This window comes from Streptomyces sp. NPDC030245 (assembly GCF_055572995.1).
In genome coordinates this window covers 99,453-121,628 of record NZ_JBVICF010000007.1, presented here as the reverse complement: position 1 = coordinate 121,628, position 22,176 = coordinate 99,453, and the positions used below count along the sequence as shown (strand labels likewise).

Below are 22,176 nucleotides of genomic sequence, written 5' to 3'. Positions count from 1 at the left end.
CCCGGTCGGTCACCTCCGCCGACCGGGGCTTTCTCTGCCCCCGGATCCGGCCGCGGCGGCGACACTCCCCCGAGCTACGCGCTGTGCGCGAGTACCGGCGGGCCAGATCCGATGCAGTGATCAGATCAGGCCATGCCAACAGATCGCTAACATGTGGGCCGACGGCTCCGAGCACTGCGACTCGGACTCCGTGGCCCACAGCGGGACATGGCGATATGAGGACGGCACGGGGGAACGGCGTGAGTGAGCGATGCGGGCTGCGGTTCGGTCTGCTCGGGGCACCCGCCGTGTACGACGCCGACGGCGAGCCGCATCCCGTGCGCAGCGCGAAGGGGCGCGCCCTGCTGGCCGCGCTCCTGCTCGAACCCGACCGGGTCGTCTCCCTCGGCGCCCTCAAGGACGCCCTGTGGGGCGACTTTCCGCCAGCTTCGGCACAGGCCTCCCTACAGAACCACGTGACCCGGCTGCGGCGCCTCCTCGACGATCCGCAGCGGCTGCAAGCGGTGCCGCCGGGGTATCGACTCCGCGTCACCGAGGGCGAGTTGGACGTCCGTGTCTTCGAGCGCGGCGTGGCGCAGGCGCGGGCCGCGCACGCGGCGGGGGACTGGGCGGGGACCGTCGCCCGCGCGACGGACGCGCTCGCGCTGTGGCGCGGCACGCCGTTGAGCGGCCTCCCGGACTCGCTGGACGGCCACCCCCTCGTACCGCGTCTCGAAGAGGCACGTCTCCTCGCCCTCCAATGGCGGTACGACGCCGAACTGGCACTCGGCACCGGGCTGCCGTCGCTCGCCCCCGAACTCGCCGCGCTGGTCGCGGAACACCCGCTCCGTGAGGCCTTCCACCGCCAACTGATGCTCGTCCTGCACCGCACGGGCCGCCAGGCCGAGGCCCTCGCCGTCCACCGCGAACTGCGCCGCAGACTCATCGAGGAACTCGGCGTGGAACCGGGCGCAGCGGTGCGTGACGCGCACCGGGAGGTGCTGGGGGCGGCTCCGGGGACGGGGAAGCCCGACGTGCCGGGCGCGGGACAGTCCGATGGGTCAGGCGCGGGACAGCCCGACGGGTCAGGCGCGGGACACTCCGATGGGTCAGGCGTGGGGGCGTCCGCGGTCGCGCCGCCGTCCGTACGCGCGGAAGCGTCCCAGGCCGAGGATGCAAGTGCGGGCGCGGGTGCGGGTGCGGGTGCGGGCGCGGATGAGGCGATTCGCGCGGAGAGCGCCGCCCGCCCCGCACAACTGCCGCCCGCGCCCGCCCACTTCACCGGCCGGGACGGCACCGTGCGCTCGCTCCGGCTCGCCCTGGCCGGCGGGTCGCGCGTCGCCGTCGTCTCCGGCATGGCCGGCGTCGGAAAGAGCGCGCTCGCCGTGCATGCGGCCCACGCGCTGCGGGAGGAGTTCCCGGACGGGCAGCTCTACGTCAACCTGCGCGGCGCGACCCCGGGCATGACCCCCCTCACCCCGTGCCAGGCCCTCGCCGCACTCCTCCGCGACCTCGGCGAACCGCCCACCACCCCCGCCGGCGGCGCGTGCTGCGCGTCGCCGGACGCGGCAGGCGTGGGCTGTGCGTCGCAGGACGCGGCGAGTGCGTTGTTGCGGTCGCTGCTCGCGCCCGCCCGTACCCTCATGGTCCTGGACGACGCGGCGACGGCGGCGCAGGTGCGGCCCCTGCTGCCCGCGGGGGCCGGCTGTGCGGTGATCGTCACCAGCCGTTCGCCGCTGACGGCCCTCGACGGTGCCGCGCGCTTCCCGCTGGCACCCCTGTCCGACGCGGACAGCGCCGCACTGCTGCGTGCCGTCTCCGGGCGTGCGGGGCTCGACGCCGGGCACCCCCTGATCGAACTCGCGGGCCGCCTCCCCCTCGCCCTGCGCATCGTCGCGGCCCGGCTCGCCGCCCGCCGCGCCCTCACCCCGGACGCCCTCGCCGAACTCCTCACCGTCAGCGGCGGCCGCCTGCACCACCTGGAGTACGACGACCTCAGCGTGCGCCGCTCCCTCGCCGTCGCCCTCGACGCCCTGCGCACCTCGGACCGCGAGGCCGACCGCGACGCCGCGCGCGCCCTCACCCGGATCGGCGCGCTCGACCTGCCGACGTACGGAGTGCCGCTCCTGGCCCGCCTGTTGGGCACCGACGAACTGCGCGCGGGAGCGGCCCTCGACCGCCTCGTCGACGTCGCGCTCCTCGAAGAGACGTCGTATGGGCGGTACGCACCGCACGATCTCGTACGCGACTTCGCCCGGGAGACGGCCACCAAGGGCCGGACCGGGGAAGCGGTGTGCGCGGGCCTCGTCGAGGAGGCCTTCCGCTGGTACGCGGAGTCCGCCCGCCGCGTCCTGCTGGCGATCCTCCCCGAGGGCCTGGACCGCTCCGACCGCCTGCGCGGCGTCGAGCCCCGCCTCGCACGCGCCGACCGCGCCGAGGCGGACGTGTACCCATCAGCGTCGGTGTCGGAGGGTGGCGCCCGGTCCGTGGTGGACGCCCCCATGTCCGCCGAGTCCGCCTTCGCCTGGGGCGACACCGAGCTCGCCAACATCCTCGCCCTCGCCGAGCGCCACAGCGACCCCGTCGGCCTGCTCCCCGTCCTGGTCCGCTGCCTCTTCCCGTACCTCCAACGCCGTGGCCGCCTCACCGAGTTGGCGGTCCTCGGCGCCCTCGCCCTGGACGGCGCACGCCGGCAGGGCGACGCCGCTGCCGAGGCGCAGGCCCTCACCGACCTCGCGGGCCTGCACTTCATGTCCGGCCGCAGCCGGGAGGCCCTCGCCCTCAACGACGAGGCCCTCACCCTCTGGCGGACCCTCGGCATCGTCTCCTGCGTACGGCGCGGCCTCAACAACCGCGGGCTCCTCCTCGAAGGCCTCGGCCGCCACGCCGAATCCGCCGAGGCACTCCACCAGAGCCTCGACCTCGCGCAGGACCTCGCCGACCCGCTCAGCGAGGCGATCACCCTCAGCCACCTCGGCAACCTCTACGAGCACACCGACGCCCGCGCCGCCATCGCCCACCACGAACGCAGCCTCGCGATCGGCGAGACCATCGGACACGCCGTCGTCCGCCAGTCCGCCCACTGCAACATCGGCTATGCCCACCTCACCCTCGGCGAACCGGCCGCCGCCCTCGGGCACTTCGAGGAGAGCCTGCGGCTGCACGGCGAGTACGAGGACTGGCACGGAGCCTCCCAGGCCCGCCTCGGGCTGGTCCGCGCCCTGCGCGGACTCTCCCGTTCCGTGGACGCGACGCGTGAGTGCGCCGCCCTGCTCGACCGCGCCGAACAGCGCGGCGACACCCACATGACAGGCCTCGCCCGGCACCAGCGGGGCCTCCTCCTGCGGACGGCGGGGCGCGACGAAGAGGCGTACGAACAGTGGAGGGCCGCACTGCGCGCGCTGGACGGGACGGACAGCAAGGTGTCGGACGAGCTGCGGACGCTGCTGGCGGCGGCGTAGCGCCCGCAGGGTCGTCCGCCGTGCCGTCCGCTGTGCCGGTCTGTGGGTTCACTGCCCGGTCGGCGGTCAGCTCGCCGCCGCTTCGTCTATTTCGCGTCCGCGTAGCACCGCACCACAGCCGTCGTGAACGGGAAGCGGACCGGGGTCTCCCCGAACGCGATCCGGCCCGCGAGGTCCCCCGCCTCGCGCACCGCGAGCGCCACCGTCTCCGCCTCCTCGGCAGGGCAGTGCACGATGACCTCGTCGTGCTGGAAGAACACGAGCTGGGCCCGGAGGCCGCCCTCCGCGATCGACCGCCGCAGGGCGGCCAGCATCAACAGCGCCCAGTCCGCCGCGCTGCCCTGCACCACGAAGTTGCGGGTGAAGCGGCCGCGGGCGCGGGCGTTGGACGAGGCGTACCCCGGGGTGAACTCGCCGTCGGAGGGCGGGCCCCCCTCGGGGGCGGCTGGCGGGCCCTCTTGAGGGATGCCCGCCTCGTCGTCCTCACCGGCGCCCGCCGCCGGCGGACTCGTCCGGCCCAGCCACGTCCGTACGAGCCGGCCCTCCTCGCCCGCCTTCGCCGCGTCGTCGACGTACGCGACGGCGAGCGGGAAGCGGCGGCGCAGCGCCGCCAGGTTCTTCAGGCCGTCGCCCGACGTCTGCCCGTACACCGCGCCGAGCAGCGCGAGCTTCGCGTGCTCGCGGTCGCCGGAGAACGCGCGGTCCGAGAGGCGGGTGTACAGGTCGTCCTCGCTGCCCGCCACCTCCATCAGGCCCCGGTCGCGGGAGATCGCGGCGAGGACCCTCGGCTCCATCTGATCGGCGTCGGCGACGACGAGCCGCCAGCCGGGGTCGGCGACGACGGCCCTGCGGATGACCTTCGGGATCTGGAGCGCGCCGCCGCCGTTGGTCGTCCAGCGGCCGCTGACCGAGCCGCCCGGCGTGTACTCCGGACGGAACCGGCCGTCGTGCACCCAGTCCTGGAGCCAGCTCCAGCCGTGCGCTGTCCAGATCCGGTACAGCTTCTTGTACTCGATGAGGGGCTTCACCGCGGGGTGGTCGATCCCCTCGATCTCCCAGCGCCGCGTCGACTTCACCCTGATGCCGGCCTGCGCGAAGGCCTTCACGACGTCCGCGGCCAGATCCGGGCGGACGCGGCGGCCGAACGCGGTGGACACCTCGTCGGCGAGCTCGGCGAGACGACGGGGCTCACCACGGCCCGCGTACCGCTCGCCGAGCAGTTCGGTCAGGAGCGCGCGGTGGACGTCGGCGCGCCAGGGCAGGCCCGCGGCGTTCATCTCGGCGGCCACGAGCATCCCGGCGGACTCGGACGCGGTGAGCAGCCGCATGCGGCCGGGGTGGGCGGTCGCGTCGTGTCTGCGCTGCTGCTCGGCGTGGACCTCCACGAGCTCCGCGAGGGAGACGTCGGTGCCGCCGGGGCGGGGCTCGAAGAGGGAGTCCTGGGTGCCGGGCTCGGCGGCGCGGGGTGGGGGGTCGGGGGGCACCGGGGTGTTGCGGATGCGGGCGAGGGCCGCGGCGGCGGAGCGGGGCTCGCCGAGGCGGCCCTCGTGGCCGAGGAGGAGGAGCTCGGCGGCCTCGATGTCGTAGCAGCGGGGGACGCGGAGGCCGGCGGCGAGGAGGCGGGGGTAGACGGCGGCGGTGGAGCGCCAGATCCAGCGGTCCACGGTGGGGCGCTTGCGGATGGCTTCGGCTAGGTCGGGCTCGCGGATGATCGCTCCTGCGGGCGCGCTGTCGTCACCGAGCCGGACGAGCTCCGCAGCTCCTCCCTCGACAACCCCGACAACCCACCTCTCACCCATGCCCCCCACGATCGCACCTGCCACTGACATCGCCCTGTGGTTCGTGGGCGGGTGGTGCCGTGGCTGGCGCCTGCGCCTTCTGTTCGTCTGTGGGGCGGGGCCGCGGGGGTATGTGCGTACTCGCCATCCCTGCGCCGCGCCTCAAGTCCAAAGGCGCTATTGCTGGCTCGGTGCTCCGTTCGCACATACCCCCACGTCCCCTCGGGAGCGCTTGCGGGTTACGCCCCGGTGGGGGGTGCGCTCCCGCCCCGCGGCCCGTCGCGCAAAACCTCCGGCCCGGCGGCCGGTGGGGCCTCTTCCCGTACGCCTGGGCCACGCCCCCTGCCCGTCCGGCGGGGCCCGTCCCCGCACCCCCGCAGAACGTCCCGGCCCACACCCACCCGCGCGCCGCCCCACCCCCGCAGGCCGTCGCGGGGCAGACCCGCCCACCCGCCCCTTCCCCCGCAGGACGTCGCGGGGCAGACCCGCCCACCCGCCCCTACCCCCGCAGGACGTCGCGGGGCAAACGGGTGGGTGGGTGGGATACATCCGCCGCGGAGCGGCGGGCTTGGGGCTCCTACCTCTGCGGGGCGTCGCGGGGGAGACCCGCCCACCCCTCCCCGCGGGGCCTCGGGGGAGACCCGCCCCCCGGCCCCGGGGGGGGGCTCGGGGTGCGAGGGGCCGGTGGGGCTGGGAGGGTCGGGGTATGCGAGTCGCGTTGGCGCAGACGGACTGCGCACTGGGTGAGGTCGAGCAGAATGTGGACACCGCACGGGAACGGGCGGCCCAGGCCGCGGCCCAGGGCGCCGACCTCGTCGTCTTCCCCGAGCTGAGCCTGCACGGCTATCACCTGGGCGGCCTGAAGAGGGACACGTCGATCACGACGGACGACCCGAGGCTGCTCGGCCTGGCGGAGCCCGGCGGCCCGGCCGTCCTGGTCGGCCTCCACGAGCACACGAGCCTTCGCGCGTACAACACGGCGGCGTACGTCACGGAGGGCCGGCTCCTGCACGTCCACCGGAAGCTGTACCTCCCGAACTACCTGGCGTGGGAGGAACGCAAGCACGTGAGTCCGGGCCAGCACCTGCGCGCGTACGACCTGCCCCGCGAGCACGGCCGCGCCGCCACCCTCATCTGCAACGACGCGTGGCAGCCCGCGCTCCCGTGGCTCGCCGTGCAGGACGGCGCCGAGGTCATCTTCGTACCGACGAACAGCGCGGCCAGCCTGGACCCGGAGGCCATGGACACCGGCCTGTACTGGGACACGCTGCTGTCGTACACCGCCCGCATGTTGCAGTGCTGGGTCGTCTTCGTGAACCGGGTGGGCAATGAGAACGGCGCCTCGTTCTGGGGCGGTTCGCGCGTGGTCGACCCGCGAGGCACGGTCGTCGCGCAGGCGCCGAAGTGGGAGCCGGCGCTGGTGACGGTCGACATCGACGTACACGAGGCGCGCCGTCAGCGCCGCGCCGTGCCGCTCGTCGCCGAGGCGCGCCTCGGCCTCGTCGACCGCGAGGTGCGGCGCCTCATCGACGAGGGCGGCGACAGCTGAGGGCCGCACCCGCCACCGCCGCCGACACCGCCACCACGGCGCACGCCCCCGCACTCACCCCGAGCTCGCCCCACGGCACCGTCACGCCCGCCGGAGCGGAGAGGAGGGTGAGGCCGGTGGCCAGACCCGTCAGGTTGACCGCCGTGACGGCCAGGCCGAGGAGCGTGCCCGCCGCCACGGCCACCAGCGCCTCCCCGGCGACGACCAGCCGCACCTGGCCGTGGGTGGCGCCCGCGAGGCGCAGCGAGCGCAGTTCCGTGCGGCGTACCGAGGTGCCCATCAGCAGGGTGCTCGCCAGCGAGATGCCCGTGTAGACGAGGGAGATGCCGAGCAGCAGGAGGAGACCGAGGCGGGTCTGGGCCTTGGCCCGCGGATGCGTCGCGGCCAGCCACTCCTCGGCCGTGCGCACCTCACCGCCGCTGCGGGCGCGCAGCGCCGCGGCCGCGGCGCCCCGGTCCGCGCCCGCCGCGAGGCGGACGTCGATCCGGTCGACCGGGGCCGACGGGGCGTTCGCGCGGGTGACGTAGGCGCCGTTGTCCCCGGTCCCGCGCGCGAGGACCGCCACGATCCGCAGCCGCGCGGGCCGCCCGTCGCCGAGCCACACGGCGACGCGGTCGCCGACCCGGTGCCGCTCCCACTCCTCGTTGACGACGATCGAGCGGTCGTCCAGGTCGCGTACGTCACCGGCGATCACCGGCAGCCGCGAGGTCGCCGCCAGCGCCGCCGGGTCGCCCACCGCACGCGCGTCGGTCCGGACGAGGGCGCTGCCTTCCTCGCGTACGAACACGGCGGTGGCCGCGGAGGGGGAGACGGCGGATGCGCCTGGTACGTCCTGGGAGCGGGCCGGTCGCAGCGCGTCGCCGTCGGCCACCAGGTGGGCCGACGTCCGCCGCTCCGCCTCCGTCGCCTTCGCCGCGCCCACCGTCTGCGCCGAGCCGAGCAGGCTGCCGGCCAGGGCGACGCTGACCAGGACCGGCGCCGCCACGGCGGCGGTGCGGCGCACGGCGGCGGTGGAGTTCTCGCGGACGAGGAGTCCGACGGCGCCCGGCAGCCGGAAGACGCGGACCACGGGACGTACGAGGAGGGGTGCGAGCGCGGCGGCCGCGGTGATCAGGATCATCGGCTGGATCGTGTACGTCTTGCGCTTCAGGAGCGCGGACGGGTCCGTGCCGAGGGCCTCGACGAGCAGCCCGAGCCCGCAGGCCAGCAGCAACGCCCCCACGATGCGCCGGCTCCACGGCATGACGCCGCTGTCGACGGACGCGTCCCGCAGCGCCTCGACCGGGCCGACGCGACCGGCGCGCCGCGACGCGGCCCAGGCTCCGGCGAAAGAGACGAACAGGCCGGTCCAGAATGCGAGTTGAAGGGGCCAGGAGAGCCAGTCGGTCCCCTCGACGCCTCCCACCGTGAACCACTCCGGCGCGATCCCCGCCCGCACCAGCGCCTCGGCCTGCGGCCGTGCGCCCCACGCCCCGAGCGCGCACCCGACGGCGGACGCCACGACGCCCACCGCGAGCGCCTCGCCCAGGAGCTGCCTGCGCACCTGCCCCGGTGTGGCCCCGGCCATCCGCAGCAGCCCGAACTCCCGCCGCCGCAGCGCGACCACGAAGGCGAACGTCGACGCCGTGACGAACACCGACACGAAGGCCGCCACGCCGCCCGCGGTGCCGAGGAAGGAGTTGACGGCCACCAGCGCCTCGGCGTCCCGGGCGGTGCCGGGATCGGCGTGGCGGCGGTCGTCGCCGGTGAGGACGCGGGCCCGCCCGCCGACGACCTCGCGTACGGCACGGGCGGGGGCGTCGACGCCGACTGCGTCCCGCTTCTGCCCGTGCCGTACGGGTCCGAGCCGCCGGAGGTCGCGCAGCAGTTCGATATCCACAGGGTGTGGATGAGCGAGCGGCTTCGTTACGCGGGTGACGTCCGGGCCACGCCGGACCGGAACCGTCAGGGTGTCCTGCCCCATGACGACGACGGGCGCCCCGGCGAACCGCTCCGGAGCCCGCTCGGGCGCCGAGAGGCTCGCGGACAGGCCCAGCGCCATGGCGGCGGTGAGGCCGACGCCCAGGGCGACGGCCACGAAAGCCCCGACGAGCGTGCTCCACCGCGCGCGGAGAGAGGCGAGGAAGATCATCACGCGCGCACCTCCGCCGCTTCGAGGCCCGCCATCGCCGCCGCCACCTCGCCGGCGGCCGGCGCCCGCAGCTCGCTCGCCACCCGGCCGTCGACGAGGAACACCACCCGGTCCGCGTACGAGGCCGCGACCGGGTCGTGGGTGACCATCACCACGGTCTGCCCCTCGACGTCCACCAGCCCCCGCAGCAGCGTCATCACCTGACGGCTCGTCCCCGTGTCGAGCGCCCCCGTCGGCTCGTCGCCGAAGAGGACCGCGGGCCGGGTGACCAGCGCCCGCGCGAGCGCCACCCGCTGCTGCTGGCCGCCCGACAACTCACCGGGCCGGTGCCCGGCACGGTCGGCGAGGCCGACCCGACCGAGCGCGTCGCGGATCTCCGTACGCGAGACCTTGCGCCCCGCGAGCCGCAGGGGGAGTGCGACGTTCTGGGCGGCGGTCAGGGCGGGCAGCAGGTTGAACGCCTGGAAGACGAAGCCGATCCGCTCCCGCCGCAGCAGCGTCAGCCGGCGCTCGCTCAGTCCCGTCAGTACGGTCCCGCCCACCTCGACCCGGCCGGACGTCGGGCGGTCGAGTCCGGCGGCGCACTGGAGGAGCGTGGACTTGCCGGAGCCGGAGGGGCCCATGACGGCGACGAAGGTGGCGGCGCGGACGTCGAGGTCGACGCCGTCGAGGGCGGTGACTCGGCCGTGGAGGCGGTGGAGCCCGGCGAGCCGTACAACGTTCTCACTCATGCCCCCACCCAATCGCTGTGCCCCCTCCGGGACACGCCCACTGGAGGGCGTCCGGGGGTAGGGCAGGCCATACCCCTGGCCCGCGCCGCGTGGGTGCCGGGGCGGGTGGGGTCTCCCCTGCGACGCCCCGCTCGGGTAGGGACATCAAGCCCGCCGCTCCGCGGCGGATGTTTCCCACCCACCCACCCGTTTGCCCCGCGACGTCTTGCGGGAGTAGGGGCGGGTGGGCGGGTCTGCCCTGCGACGTCCTGCGGGGGCAGGGGCGGGGTGGGTGGGGCTGCCCCGTGATGTCCTGCGGGGGTAGTGGTGGGTGGGTGGGTTTGGCGCGCGATGTCCTGTGGTGGTAGCGGCGGGGTGGGTGGGTTTGTCCCGCGACGGCTGGCGGGGTAGCGGCGGGTGAGGGGGGCTGCCCCGCGATGGCCCGCGGGGGTAGGGGCGGCGCGCGGGTGGGTGTGGGCCGGGGCGTTCTGCGGGAGTACGGGGGCCGGGCCCACCGGCGGGTAGGGGCGTGGCCCAGGCGTACGGGAAGGGGCCCTACCGGCCGCCGGGCCGGGGGTTTTGTGCGATGGCCCGCGGAGCGGGAGCGCAACCCCCACCGGCCGGGCAGGCGCAAGCGCGCCCGAGGGGACGTGGGGGTATGTGCGAACGGAGCACCGAGCCAGCAATGGCGCCTTTGGACTTGAGGCGCGGCGCAGGGATGGCGAGTACGCACATACCCCCGCGGCCCCGCCCCACGGACGAGCAGAAGGCGCGGAGGCGCGGACCTGCACCCCCGACCACGGCGCCCCGCCAGAATCCACCCCCATACCCTTGCCTCATGGACTCGGTGATCGACAGGGCGTTCGCGGCGGCGCTGTACGGCGACGGTGACGAAGGGCTGGACGCCGGCGCGTCGCTCCTCGCCGCCGCCCCCGAGGCGGACGCCGACCTGCGCCGCCGCGGCGAGGAGTACCTGCACCGCGCATGGCACCGAGGCTGGCAGCCCGCCGACGTCATGCGCCTCGTCCGCCGCGACCTCGCCGACCCCCACGTACGCCTGACCGCCACCCTGATCCGCACCGAGACCAGCCGCTACGCCCACCTGCCGCCCCGCTGGCCCGCCCAGCTGGCGGAGCTCGGGCCGGCCGACGCGGACGGCCCCGCCCAGGACCGCTTCGCCCGGGCCACCACCCACCTCCAGCTCTACCGCCTCCTGCTCCGCCTCCCCCCGATCGAACCGGCGGGACCACCCCCGGGCGACACCGTCCCCGGCCCGGCCCAGGGCGAGCCCCGCGCATTCACCCGTATCCGCGCCCTGCTCGCCAAGGCCGAGGCGACCGGCTTCCCTGAGGAGGCCGAGGCGCTCACCGCCAAGGCGCAGGAGCTGATGGCCCGGCACTCGCTCGACGAGGCGCTGCTCGCGGCCCGCACCCACGCGCAGGACGTCCCGGCCGCCTGCCGCATCGGCGTGGACGCCCCGTACGAGACGGCGAAGGCGATCCTGCTCGACGCCGTCGCCGCCGCGAACCACTGCCGGGCGGTGTGGAACGAGGCGTACGGCTTCTCGACCGTGGTGGGCTTCGAGCCCGACCTGGAGTCGGTCGAGCTCCTCTACACCTCCCTGCTGGTGCAGGGCACCACGGCGATGGCCAAGGCGGAGGCAGGCCAGCGTGCGGCGGGCCGTAAGCGTACGAAGACGTTCCGGCAGGCCTTCCTGATGGCGTACGCGCACCGCATCGGCGGCCGCCTGGCCGAGGCGGGCGAACACGCGGTGGCGGAGGCGGCACGGGAGGCCACCCAGGACACCGGCACCGGCACCGGCTCGGGCGCGGCAACCGACCCGGCCGCCCTGCTCCCCGTACTGGCCGCCCGCGACATCGCCGTCACCGACCACACCGAGCGGATGTTCCCCGAGACGACCACGACGCGAGTGCGGGGCGTGACGGACGCCGAGGGCTGGAACCACGGAACGGCGGCAGCGGACCGCGCCCATGTCGCACACCGCGGCCGCGGCCGGGGACCGGCCCTGCCGTGAGTGGAAGCGAGCCAACGTGCCCTGTGCGCACGGCAGTTCGCCTAACCTGGACATCACGCCCTACTGACTGGCGGGCCGACCAGGACCTAGGGGTGGGATAGCGGGGGCACCAAATGGATCCGTATCTGCTCACTCTCGCCGGCACCGCCGGCACATCCGTCGTCACCCTCCTGGTGACCGACGGCTGGCAGCAGGCCAAGGACGGCATGGTGGCGTTCTGGCGCCGCTTCCAGCCCGAGGCCGCCGACGACGTGGAGCGGGAGCTCGAAGCCTCGCGCCGCACGGCGCTGGACGCGGCGGAAAGCGATGCCGCCCCGGGGGCGGGCCACCCGGGCAGCCGCTTGGAGGGCCACTGGTGCGCCAGGACGATCACGTTGCTGAGTGAACACCCGGAGGCGGCGCCCGAGTTGAAGTCCCTGCTCGACCGCCTCGCTCATGGCGCCGACGGGCAGGAAGTCAGCGGAGGCATCCACATGGAGGCCCACGCGGAGGGCAACGGCCGCGTCTACCAGGCGGCACGCGACCAGCACATCACCGAACGCCACTGACGGACCTCGCCTACTGCAAGAAGTCCGAGCACACGTAAGGCCCCAACGCGTCTTCCTCCAGGGGCTGCACGGACACCCGCACATCGTCCGGTCGCGTCCGCCCCCGCTTGTCGAGGAGAGCCCGGGCCCGCGCCAGACTGCACACCAGCTGACCGGTGTAGTTGCGGTCCCCGACGGATGCCGGGTCGAGTGTGGCGACGGGCACCCGGACCGACAGCCGGTTGCCCTCGCCGCTGACCTCGAACTGCCCGCTGTCGACCAGCGAGGTCAGTCCGGACCGCTGCTCCGCCTCCGTGGGGCCGGTCATCAACAGCTTGAAGACGTCGGCAGGATCGCGGAGGCTCATGGCCCGGGTCACGCCTTCGAGCCGCCCCGTCTCGGAGACGAAGTAGATCCGCAGCCCCTTCGTCAGCCCGCCCGCCGCCTCGCCCGCGTCCACCACGCCGGTGGGCCGCACCCCGCACCCCGTGACAACCAACGCGACCGTGACCGCGATCGCGACCGCGACCGAGCCGGCTCCCACCCTCACGGCATCACGTACGCGCTTCACGCGCTTCACGTGCCTCACCCCCTTCCCCTCCCCGTCGCCATGGCAGCCGCAGCGTGAACACCGCGCCCCCGCCCGCCCTGTTGGCCACTTCGATCGTCCCGCCGTGCAGTCGTGCGTTCTCCAGCGCGATGGCCGTGCCGAGGCCGCTGCCCTCCGACCGGGTCCGCGCGCTGTCGGCCTTGTAGAAGCGGTCGAAGACGTGGGGGAGTACCTCGGGGGCGATGCCGGGCCCGCGGTCGGCGACCTCGACCGTCACCCAGTCGCCCGCGGCGCGCAGCGTGAGGGTCACCGGTTCGGCGCCGTGCCGCAGGGCGTTTCCGACGAGGTTGGCGACGACGACGTCGAGGCGGCGCGGGTCGGCCACGGCCCGTACGCCGTCACCGTCCGGGAGTTCGGCCCGTACCCGCGTCGTCCAGCCCCGCAGCGCCAGCGTGTTCCGCACGGTCTCGGCGAGGTCGAGCTCGCCGAGGTTGAGGCGTGCGGCGCCCGAGTCGAAGCGGGACATCTCCATCAGGTCGTCGACGAGCCGCGCGAGCCGCGCCGTCTCCGCGCTGACCGTGCGGGCGGCGCGCGCGACGTCCGGCGGCAGCTGTCCGGCGTCCTCGTCGAGGACCGTGGCGACCATCGTCATCGCGGCGAGCGGCGTCCGCAGCTCGTGCGAGACGTCGGCGACGAACCGCCGCGCCTTCGCCTCCTGCTCGCGCAGCTCGGCGACGGACGTCTCGAGGGCCGCCGCGGTCCGGTTGAAGTCCTTGGCCAGGTCGGCGATCTCGTCGTGCCCCCTCGGCACCACGACCCGCGAGGCGAGGTCACCGGCCGCGTGCCGGCGCGTGGCGCGCCCCAGCTCGCGCACGGGCCGCAGCACCGTACGGGCGGCGAGCAGTGCGAGCACGACGGTGAGCAGCAGGACCGGCACCAGGCCTCCCCGCACGGTGTCGAGTATGGCCTCCGTGTCGTCCTGCTCGGCGCGCAGCGAGCTGACGGCGAAGACGTCGAGCCCGGACGGCGACCCGGAGGTGAAGGTGACGGGTGTGCCCACGACCAGGGAGGGGCTGCCGTGCCGGTCGACCCGCTGGAGGCTCATGCGGTTGCGGGTACGGACGGCGTCGCGCAGGGAGGCGGAGATCAGCGACCGGTCGGCGGCCGCCTCGGCGGAGGCGTCGGAGGACACCGTCAGCGACCTGTACTCGGCGACGACCACGGTGTCCCCGAGCCCGTCCCCGAGCCCGTCGGCGAGCCCGGCCGCGAACCGCGTGAGGGACACCTCGTCGGGCGGCATGGCGAGGTCGGCGGCCGCCTGGCCGACGCGGTTCTTGAAGTCGGTGCGCACGGCGTCCTGTTTGCGGTCCAGGACGGCGTTGCGGGACTCGCGGTAGGCGAGCCCGGTGGCGGTGACCGCGCTGACGAGCGCGACGAGCACGAAGGCGACGACGAGGCGCGTGCGCAGTCCGCCCCACACCTTCCACCGCGCCCGTGCCCGTGCCCGCGCCCGCATCCGCGCCCGCATCCATGTCCCCATCCGCGCCCGGGACTTGGTCTCCGGCTGCGGCCGCGTACGCCGCGCGGCGTCCCCCCGGCCCCTCATACCGGCCCGAACCGGTACCCGAAGCCCCGCACCGTCTGCACGAACACCGGCTTGGCGGGCACGTCCTCGATCTTGGCCCGCAGCCGCCCGACCGCCGCGTCCACGAGCCGCGAGTCCCCGAGGAAGTCGTGCTCCCACACCGACCGCAGCAGCTGCTCGCGGCTGAACACCTGCCCCGGCGACGCGGAGAGCTCCAGCAGGACCCGCAGTTCGGTCGGCGGCAGGGCGATGGGTGTGCCGCGCTTGCTGACGGTGAGCCCGGCGCGGTCGATGACGAGACCGGCGTACGTGTCCTCGCCGGGCCGCCGCCGCACCGGTTCGGCCCGCCGCAGCGCCGCCCGGATACGTGCCTCCAGGACCGGTGCGGTCACGGGTTTGACCACGTAGTCGTCGGCGCCCGCCTCCAGGCCGCGCACGATGTCGCTGTCGTCGCCGCGCGCGGTGAGCATGACCACGGGGATCGTCGACCCGGTGGCACGGATCCGTCGGCAGACCTCGAAGCCGTCCATGCCGGGCAGCATCAGGTCGAGCACGGCGAGTTCGACGTCGTGCCCGGCGGGCCGGGCGAGGAGGGCGAGGGCGTCCTCACCGGTGGCGGCGGTGTCGACGGCGTACCCGTGGCGGCGCAGCACGAGCTCCATGCCGTCGCGCACGGACGCGTCGTCCTCGATCAGCAGCACGTGGGGTACTCGGGCCATGGGGACGATTATGGGCGCAGGTTTGCCCAGTTCAGGGGCTGCCGGGCCAGTGATCCCCGCACCACCGGGCATTGTTACGTGCTCATCATGTGGCGTTGTTACGCGCTCATCATGTGTCGTTACGTGTTCATCATGCGGTCGTGGAACGACCACCATGTGGCGGCGGCACAGTGCCGCCATGAGCATCCACAGCACACCGGGAACGACCACCAGGCGCCCCCTGGACCGTCCCCAGGCCCGTTCCCTGTCCCGCCGCCTCGCCGGCCTCCTCGTCCTTCCCGCCCTGGCGATCACGGCGGCGTGCGGGGGCGGCGGGGACGACGACGCCGCCAAGGACGAAGCCGTGGCCTCCGCCCCTGACGCACCCGCCGGCGATGGCACGGGCACGGGCGGCGACGGCAAGGGCACGGACGGGGACGAGAAGGGGACCGGGGGGACCGGCTCGGCCAAGGGCAAGAGCGCGTTCTACGACGCCCAGCTGAAGTACGTCCAGTGCATGCGCGGCAAGGCCGGCGTCAAGGACTTCCCCGATCCGAAGCTGAGCGGCTACCTCGACTGGGCGAAGATCGACAAGGTCGTCGACCCGGAAGGGAACGGCGAGGAGTACAAGGGCGGCAAGGACGGCGTCTGCTTTCCCGAGATGAAGGCCGCCATGAACCTGGAGCCCGAGCGGGACGCCCAGAAGGACTACGAGTCGATGCTCGCGCACGCCAAGTGCATGCGGGAGAACGGCCTGTCGAAGTTCACCAACCCCACGATGTCGGGCGGCAACGTCATGCCCGGCGGCGACCCGAACCCGGCGAACCCGACGATGGACCGCGACTCGCCCGCGTACAAGGAGGCCCGCGAGGCCTGCAAGGGGAAGCTGCTCGAGGGCCTGGACGGAATGCAGTGATGAGACGCCGTACGGGGTTTCTGGCGGGTGGGGCCGTGCTGGCCGCCGCGGCGGTGACGGCGGGCGTCCTCGTCGTCTCGGCCCGGGGGGACGGCACGGGCGCCGGGAGCGGGGAGGGCGGGCTGCCGCCCGCCACCGCCACCGTCACCCGCGCCGATCTCGTGAAGTCCGAGACCGTCGACGGGAAGATCGACTTCGCGGGGCGCCGGGCGGTGAAGTCGCCCGTCGACGGCACGGTCACGGTCGCCGCGCGCGAGGGGGCCACCGTCACGCGCGGCCAGGCCCTCTACGAACGGGACGACAAGCCGGTGACGCTCCTGTACGGACCCGTGCCCGCCTTCCGCGAGATGAAGGCGGGAAACCGCGGCAGCGACGTGCTCCAGCTGGAGCGCAACCTCGTCGCCCTCGGCTACGGCGCGGGCCTGTACGTGGACCCGCGCTTCGACCGGGCCACCGAGGCGGCCGTCGAACGGTGGCAGAAGTCCCTCAACCGCACGCCGACGGGCCGGGTCGGCGAGGGCGACGTGGTCTTCCAGCCCGAGCAGGTCAAGGTCGTCTCGGCGGACGCGGCGCTCGCCGATCCCGTCGGACCGGACAAGGCGGTCCTCACCGTCGCCTCGACGAAACCGGTCGTCCGCGCCGAGCTCGACCAGGCCGACGCGGCACTGACCGCGCCCGGCACGAAGGTCGAGGTCACGCTGCCCAGCGGCAGGAAGGAGCCGGGCCGGGTCGCCGGCACGGTGCGGCCGGAGGACACCGGGGCGTCCGAAGGCGGCGGCTCCGGTTCCGCCGGCGCCGGCGACGGCATCACGGTCGAAGTGACCCTGGACGGCGGCAGGTCGGCCGTGTCGGGCGAGGACACCAGGGCCACGGCGAGCGTGCGGTTCGTCAGCGAGTCCCGGGAGGACGTCCTCACGGTCCCGGTCGAGGCGGTCGTCGCCCTGCGCGGCGAGAACGGCGGCTACGGCCTCCAGACGGTCCACGGCCGCACGTCCCGCATGGTGCGGGTCAGGACGGGCATGACGGCCGACGGCAGGATCGAGGTGAGTGCCCCCGGGCTCAAGGAGGGCACGAAGGTGGGCGTGGCAGCCCCATGAACCCCACACCCACACCCACAATCACCTCCGCCCCTGTCCGTACGCCCGTCGTCGAACTGCGCGACGTCACCAAGTCGTACGCCGGCGGCGTGCACGCCCTGCGCGGCGTGTCCCTCACCGTGCGCGCGGGGGAACTCCTCGCGATCGTCGGCCCCTCGGGCTCCGGCAAGTCGACGATGCTGAACGTCATCGGCACGCTCGACCGGCCCACCTCGGGCACGGTCCGCGTCGCGGGCCACGACGTGAGCGCTCTTGGCGACGCCCGCCTGTCGGCGCTCCGCGCCCGCCACATCGGCTTCGTCTTCCAGCACTTCCACCTCGCGGCCGGCCGCGACGCGCTCGACAACGTCGCGGACGGACTGCTGTACGCGGGCGTGCGGCACAAGGAGCGCCGCGCCCGTGCCCGCACCGCCCTGGAACGCGTCCGCCTCGGCCACCGCCTGGGCCACCGGCCGAGCGAGCTCTCCGGCGGCGAGAAGCAGCGCGTGGCGATCGCCCGCGCACTCGTCGGCGACCCGTCCCTCCTCCTCGCGGATGAGCCGACGGGTGCCCTGGACACGGCGTCCGGTGAGGTCGTCATGGAACTGCTCCACGAGCTCAACGAGACGGGCACGACGATCTGCGTGATCACCCACGACAGCGACATAGCCGACTCCCTCCCCCGCAGGGTCCGCTTCCGGGACGGCCGCATCACGTCCGAGGGGGTCTGAGATGCGCCTCAGCGACATACTCAGGGTCGGCGCCGTCGGCCTGCGCACCCGTCGCGCGCGGGTCGTCCTCTCCGCGCTGGGCATCGCGATCGGCATCGCCACGATGGTCGCGGTCGTCGGTCTCTCCCAGTCCAGCAAGTCGGACCTGATGGCGAAGCTCGACCGGCTCGGCACGAACCTCCTCACCGCGGAGGCGGGCAAGGACGCCATGGGCAACGACGTGCCGCTCCCCAAGTCGGCGGTGGCGATGGTGGAGCGCATCGGTCCGGTCCGGCACGCCACGGCGACCGGTGACGTCGACGCCCGTGTCCGCCGCAGCGACGTGGTGCCGGAGGAGCAGACGGCGGGCGTGACGGTGCAGGCCGCCCGCCCGGACCTCCTGGCCGCCCTCAACGCCCGGGTGCGGCAGGGCAAATGGCTGGACGAGGTGAACCAGAAGCTGCCCGTCACCGTCCTCGGCGCGGTGGCGGCGGACCGGCTCGGCGTCACGTCCCCCGGCGAGAAGATCATGATGGGCGACGAGTACGTCGTCGTCATCGGCGTCCTGGAACCCGTCGAGCTGGTCCCGAACCTGGACCGCGTGGCGATGGTGGGCTTCCCCGCGGCCGAGAAGTACTTCCGCTTCGACGGCCATCCGTCCATGGTCTTCGAGCGCTCGCCCGACCACACGGTCGAGGACGTACGGGAGGTGCTCGCCCGCACGGTCAGTCCGGGCGACGAGGGTTCGGTGAAGGTCTCCCGGCCCTCCGACGCGCTGGCCGCGAAGGCGGCGACGGACGAGGGCCTGACGACGCTCATGCTGGGGCTCGGCGCGGTGGCCCTCCTCGTCGGCGGGGTCGGCGTCGCCAACACGATGGTGATCTCGGTCCTGGAACGCCGCGCGGAGATCGGCCTGCGCCGCGCGCTGGGCGCCACGAAGGGTGCGATACGTCTCCAGTTCCTGGCGGAGTCCCTGCTGCTGTCGGCGCTGGGCGGGGCGACGGGCGCACTCCTGGGCGCGACGGCGACGTACGCCTTCGCCCTGAGCCAGGAGTGGACCCCGGTGGTCCCGCCCTGGTCCCTGACGGCGGGCTTCGCCGCGACCCTGCTCATCGGCGTGGCGGCGGGCCTCTACCCCGCCGTACGAGCCTCGCGTCTGCACCCGACGGCGGCGCTGAACGCGACGTGACACGGCCGCCCGATATGCCCCGTATCATCACAGAGTGACCTGGCTCCGCGCGCTGAAAGAGACAGCTCGCTCGGGTCTGACCGTCGAGCGCAAACGCCTTGAGCCGCTGGTCGCCCTGCGCGGCGCCGCCGGCCTGGCGATCATCATCGGGGTCAGCCTCACCCTGTTCGGTCCCGCGGTGGCCGCGAGCTCCGCGTTCGGGGCGTTCCAGGCGGCCATCGCCACGTTCCAGCGCAGCTGGCGGCCGCGGCCCGAGCTCGCGCTCGCCTCCGGCACGAGCCTCGCCGTCTCGACCTTCCTCGGCTACCTCACCGGCTCCCACCTGCTCCTCTTCCTCGCGCTGCTCGGCCTCTGGACCTTCCTGGCCGGACTGAGCTGGGCGGCGGGTCCCACGGTCGGCATCATCGCGTCGTCCAACGTCGCGATCATGCTGGTGACGGTCACGATCCCCACGTCGGTCGCCGCGGCGGCGGGCCACGCGGCGATGATGATCGTCGGCGGCTGCGTGCAGGCGGCTCTGGTCATCCTCTTTCCGGTACGCAGATGGGGCGCCCACCGGGACGCGCTGGCGGACGCGCTGGCCGCGGAGGCGGACTACGCCCGCAGGCTCCGCCACGACCCGGTGGCCCCGTTCGACCCGGAACCCCTGATGGCGGCGCGCGACGCGGCGACGATCACCCCGCGCCAGGCGCGCACCCGCCCCGCGGAGCTGCACGGCGCGCGAGGAGTCGCCGAACGCATCCGTCCGGTCCTGGCCTCCCTCGCGGACCCGGCGGTCGGCGTACCGCCGGAGGGCGAGGAGCGGGACCGGGTCCGCGAACTCCTCGGGGCGGCGGGCGCGGTGCTGGACGCGGCGGCCCGGGCGATCCGGCACGGCGCGCCGGTCCAGCTCCCCCCGGCGGCCCTCGCCGCCCTCAAGACCCCCGACACCGGCGCGCTCCTCACGGGCCCGGCCGGCCGAGCGGCGACCCGCCTGGTCGCCCTCCTGAAGGACGTCCTGGAAACAGCGGGCAACACCCAGCCCGCACGCTCCCCCGCCCCGACCGAGCCGACGCCGGCCACCCCCACAGCCCCGGACGCTCCCGCGGCCCCGGGCGTTCCCGCGGCCCCGGGCGCTGCCGCAGCCCCGGGCGTTCCCGCGGCCCCGGACGCTGCCGCAGCCCCGGGCATTCCCACGGACCCGGATGCTGCCGCGGCCCCGGGCATTCCCACGGACCCGGGGGCTCCCGCGGCCCCGGGCGTTCCCACGGACCCGGGGGCTCCCGCGGCCCCGGGCGTTCCCACGGCCCCGGGCGCTGCCGCAGCCCCGGGCGTTCCCGCAGCCCCGGGCGCTGCCGCGGCCCCGGGGGCTCCCGCAGCCCCGGACACCCCCAACCCCTCCGTAACCGCGCCCGCCCCCGCCGCCCCCGCGAGCCCCGACACCCACACGAGCCCCAACACCCCCGCAAGCCCCGAAGCCCCCACCACCCCCGCCACATCCGCAGCACCGCCCACATCCACATCCGCAGCGCCGCCCACATCCACATCCACATCCGCAGCGCCGCCCCCCACCCCCCTCCTCCGCCCCAGCCTCCTCGCTCTCGTGCCTGCCGCCCTTCGGGCCGTCCGGGACGACTTCCGGCACGATTCGCCGGTGACACGGCATGCGATCCGGGTCACGTCGGTGGCCGCCGCGGGGTATCTCCTCGGGCACTGGCTGCCCCTCGGGCACGGTTACTGGGCCCCCATGGCGTCCGTCATGGTGATGCGCCCCGACTTCTCCCAGACGTACTCCCGGGCCGTGGCCCGGTTCGGCGGCACCCTCGTCGGTGTCGCCCTCGCCACGGGCCTCGTCCAGCTGGCCCACCCCGGCACGGGGCTCTCCGCCGCGCTCGCCGTGGTCTGCGCCGGGATGATGTACCTGCTGATGCGCACCGGCCAGGTGGCGGCGCAGGCCTGCGTGTCCGCGTACGTCGTGTTCCTGCTCGGCATGGGCGGCCAGCAGTGGACGCAGACCGTCCCGGAGCGCGTGGTCCTGACCCTGCTCGGCGGTCTCCTCGCGATGATCGCGTACGCGCTCTACCCCGCCTGGGAGACCCCGCGCCTGCGCACCCGCCTCGCCGACTGGCTGATCGCGGACGGCCGGTACGCCGCCGCGGTCGTCGACCGCTACGCGCACCCGGCGGGCAAGGCCTGCCCGGACGTGCGCGAGGCCCTGCTCGCGGCCCGCGACGCCCGCGTCGCCTGGCAGGAGGCGGTGAACCGGGCGAAGAACGAGCCCGTACGCCACCGCGGCCTCTCCCGCGCCGCGGCCGCCGACGCGGAGGAGGCGCTCGCCCAACTCGGCCGCGTCGCCATGCTGATGGAGGCCCACCTGCCGGAGCGCGGCGACACCCCCGTGCCCGCGGCGGCCCGCCTGGCCGAGGCGCTGCGCAGGTCGACGGAGCAGGGCGCGAAGGCGGTGCGCGAACGCCGCGTACCCAAGTGGGACGCGGTCCGTACGGCTCTGGAGGAGTGGGACGGCGAGGGCGTCCCCGACCGGGTGGTCCGCAGGGGAGCGGGCCTGCTCCTGGAGACCCTGGACGAGTTCTCCGACGCCCTGGACACGGCACCGCCGCCGATGCTGGTGGACGGCTCCGGCACGAAGCCGCCGGACGCCGACGGGCCGCGGAACCCGGGGGAGGGCCCGGGGCCCACGGCCCGTTGAGCACGCCCCAGGAGGGGGCGCGAGGATCGGTCAGGGCTGAGGCGCACCGGCCGTGGGCAGCCCGTCCGGCAGCTTGCCGCCCCGCGTCTTCAGGAACTCGTCCTCGCCGACGCCTTCCCAGGCGACCGTCATGGACTTGCCGTCCACGGACTCGACGCGTCCCGTCGTACGGTCCGCCTTCCCCTTCGGGCACTTGAGGCTGATCACCTGCGAGCCCGCCCGGCCGCCCACGGTGCCGTTGCACAGCACGTCCTCGCCGAGCAGGGTCGCCGTCTTCCCGGTGACGGCGAGGGCGAGCGGCGACCCGTCGGCCGTGGTGACCCACGAGCCTTCCAGGCTGCCGCCCTCGGCCTCGGACGCCTCGGAGTCAGACCCGCCGGAAGAACTCGAACCAGAAGAGTCCGAACCAGAAGAGCCCGAACCAGAAGAGCCCGAACCGGGCGCCCCACGACCCTTCTTGCTGCCGCCACCGCCGCCGTCCCCGCCCCCACACCCCGTCAGCACCAGCGCAGCGACCAGACCGGCCGCCACGGCACCTGCACGGGCCCGGCCGTTGACGTACGAGCGCACTTGAAGTCCCCCTGAAGAGCCGGTTC

At 74.7% G+C, this 22,176-nt stretch carries 16 protein-coding genes; 9 read left to right on the top strand and 7 right to left on the bottom strand.

The window, feature by feature from the left end; translation table 11 throughout:
• Window positions 1-215: 215 nt before the first annotated feature.
• Window positions 216-3,440, top strand: a complete 3,225-nt coding sequence (locus ACZ4Z4_RS20110; protein WP_468328680.1) for an AfsR/SARP family transcriptional regulator — start codon at window positions 216-218, stop codon at window positions 3,438-3,440.
• Window positions 3,441-3,526: 86 nt separating this feature from the next.
• Here ACZ4Z4_RS20110 and ACZ4Z4_RS20105 read toward each other — a convergent pair whose 3' ends face one another.
• Window positions 3,527-5,239 carry a bifunctional 3'-5' exonuclease/DNA polymerase gene (locus tag ACZ4Z4_RS20105; RefSeq protein WP_468328678.1) on the bottom strand — a complete coding sequence of 571 codons (1,713 nt, stop codon included), beginning with the start codon at window positions 5,237-5,239 and terminating at the stop codon, window positions 3,527-3,529.
• Between the two features lie 685 nt (window positions 5,240-5,924).
• Here ACZ4Z4_RS20105 and ACZ4Z4_RS20100 point away from each other — a divergent pair.
• The gene (locus tag ACZ4Z4_RS20100) at window positions 5,925-6,767 is read left to right on the top strand and encodes a nitrilase-related carbon-nitrogen hydrolase (RefSeq protein ID WP_468328676.1); all 843 of its coding nucleotides are present in this window, start codon (window positions 5,925-5,927) and stop codon (window positions 6,765-6,767) included.
• Here ACZ4Z4_RS20100 and ACZ4Z4_RS20095 read toward each other — a convergent pair.
• Window positions 6,742-8,898 (bottom strand): ABC transporter permease, encoded by a 2,157-nt coding sequence (locus ACZ4Z4_RS20095; protein ID WP_468329438.1) that lies wholly within the window; start codon window positions 8,896-8,898, stop codon window positions 6,742-6,744. The genes ACZ4Z4_RS20100 and ACZ4Z4_RS20095 overlap by 26 nt on opposite strands.
• On the bottom strand, window positions 8,898-9,629 hold the full coding sequence (locus ACZ4Z4_RS20090; protein WP_468328674.1) for an ABC transporter ATP-binding protein: 732 nt from the start codon (window positions 9,627-9,629) through the stop codon (window positions 8,898-8,900). Before ACZ4Z4_RS20090 ends, ACZ4Z4_RS20095 begins: the two co-directional genes overlap by 1 nt.
• A gap of 817 nt (window positions 9,630-10,446) precedes the next feature.
• Here ACZ4Z4_RS20090 and ACZ4Z4_RS20085 point away from each other — a divergent pair.
• Both ACZ4Z4_RS20085 and ACZ4Z4_RS20080 read left to right on the top strand, forming a co-directional pair.
• The gene (locus tag ACZ4Z4_RS20085; RefSeq protein WP_468328672.1) at window positions 10,447-11,643 is read left to right on the top strand and encodes a DUF2786 domain-containing protein; all 1,197 of its coding nucleotides are present in this window, start codon (window positions 10,447-10,449) and stop codon (window positions 11,641-11,643) included.
• A 113-nt stretch (window positions 11,644-11,756) separates the two neighbouring features.
• Complete coding sequence (locus ACZ4Z4_RS20080) at window positions 11,757-12,191, top strand: hypothetical protein (RefSeq protein WP_468328670.1); 435 nt, start codon at window positions 11,757-11,759, stop codon at window positions 12,189-12,191.
• Between the two features lie 10 nt (window positions 12,192-12,201).
• Here ACZ4Z4_RS20080 and ACZ4Z4_RS20075 read toward each other — a convergent pair whose 3' ends face one another.
• The 3 genes from ACZ4Z4_RS20075 to ACZ4Z4_RS20065 form a co-directional block, all read right to left on the bottom strand.
• Window positions 12,202-12,720, bottom strand: a complete 519-nt coding sequence (locus tag ACZ4Z4_RS20075) for a hypothetical protein (protein WP_468328668.1) — start codon at window positions 12,718-12,720, stop codon at window positions 12,202-12,204.
• A gap of 4 nt (window positions 12,721-12,724) precedes the next feature.
• Complete coding sequence (locus ACZ4Z4_RS20070) at window positions 12,725-14,248, bottom strand: ATP-binding protein (RefSeq protein ID WP_468328666.1); 1,524 nt, start codon at window positions 14,246-14,248, stop codon at window positions 12,725-12,727.
• 74 nt (window positions 14,249-14,322) lie between these two features.
• Complete coding sequence (locus ACZ4Z4_RS20065; RefSeq protein ID WP_468328664.1) at window positions 14,323-15,024, bottom strand: response regulator transcription factor; 702 nt, start codon at window positions 15,022-15,024, stop codon at window positions 14,323-14,325.
• 178 nt (window positions 15,025-15,202) lie between these two features.
• Here ACZ4Z4_RS20065 and ACZ4Z4_RS20060 point away from each other — a divergent pair, with 178 nt between their 5' ends.
• From ACZ4Z4_RS20060 to ACZ4Z4_RS20040, 5 genes are read left to right on the top strand one after another with little or no spacing between them, the layout of a single operon-like run.
• On the top strand, window positions 15,203-15,919 hold the full coding sequence (locus ACZ4Z4_RS20060; RefSeq protein WP_468328662.1) for a hypothetical protein: 717 nt from the start codon (window positions 15,203-15,205) through the stop codon (window positions 15,917-15,919).
• Complete coding sequence (locus ACZ4Z4_RS20055; protein ID WP_468328660.1) at window positions 15,919-17,016, top strand: peptidoglycan-binding protein; 1,098 nt, start codon at window positions 15,919-15,921, stop codon at window positions 17,014-17,016. Before ACZ4Z4_RS20060 ends, ACZ4Z4_RS20055 begins: the two co-directional genes overlap by 1 nt.
• Window positions 17,013-17,726 (top strand): ABC transporter ATP-binding protein, encoded by a 714-nt coding sequence (locus ACZ4Z4_RS20050; protein WP_468328658.1) that lies wholly within the window; start codon window positions 17,013-17,015, stop codon window positions 17,724-17,726. The genes ACZ4Z4_RS20055 and ACZ4Z4_RS20050 overlap by 4 nt, the downstream gene beginning before the upstream one ends.
• Before the next feature lies 1 nt (window position 17,727).
• Window positions 17,728-18,894: an ABC transporter permease gene (locus ACZ4Z4_RS20045; protein WP_468328656.1), complete on the top strand. Its 1,167-nt coding sequence runs from the start codon at window positions 17,728-17,730 to the stop codon at window positions 18,892-18,894.
• Window positions 18,895-18,928: 34 nt separating this feature from the next.
• Window positions 18,929-21,580: an FUSC family protein gene (locus ACZ4Z4_RS20040; RefSeq protein WP_468328654.1), complete on the top strand. Its 2,652-nt coding sequence runs from the start codon at window positions 18,929-18,931 to the stop codon at window positions 21,578-21,580.
• A gap of 30 nt (window positions 21,581-21,610) precedes the next feature.
• Here ACZ4Z4_RS20040 and ACZ4Z4_RS20035 read toward each other — a convergent pair whose 3' ends face one another.
• Window positions 21,611-22,150, bottom strand: a complete 540-nt coding sequence (locus ACZ4Z4_RS20035; protein WP_468328652.1) for a hypothetical protein — start codon at window positions 22,148-22,150, stop codon at window positions 21,611-21,613.
• Between the last annotated feature and the right edge of the window lie 26 nt (window positions 22,151-22,176).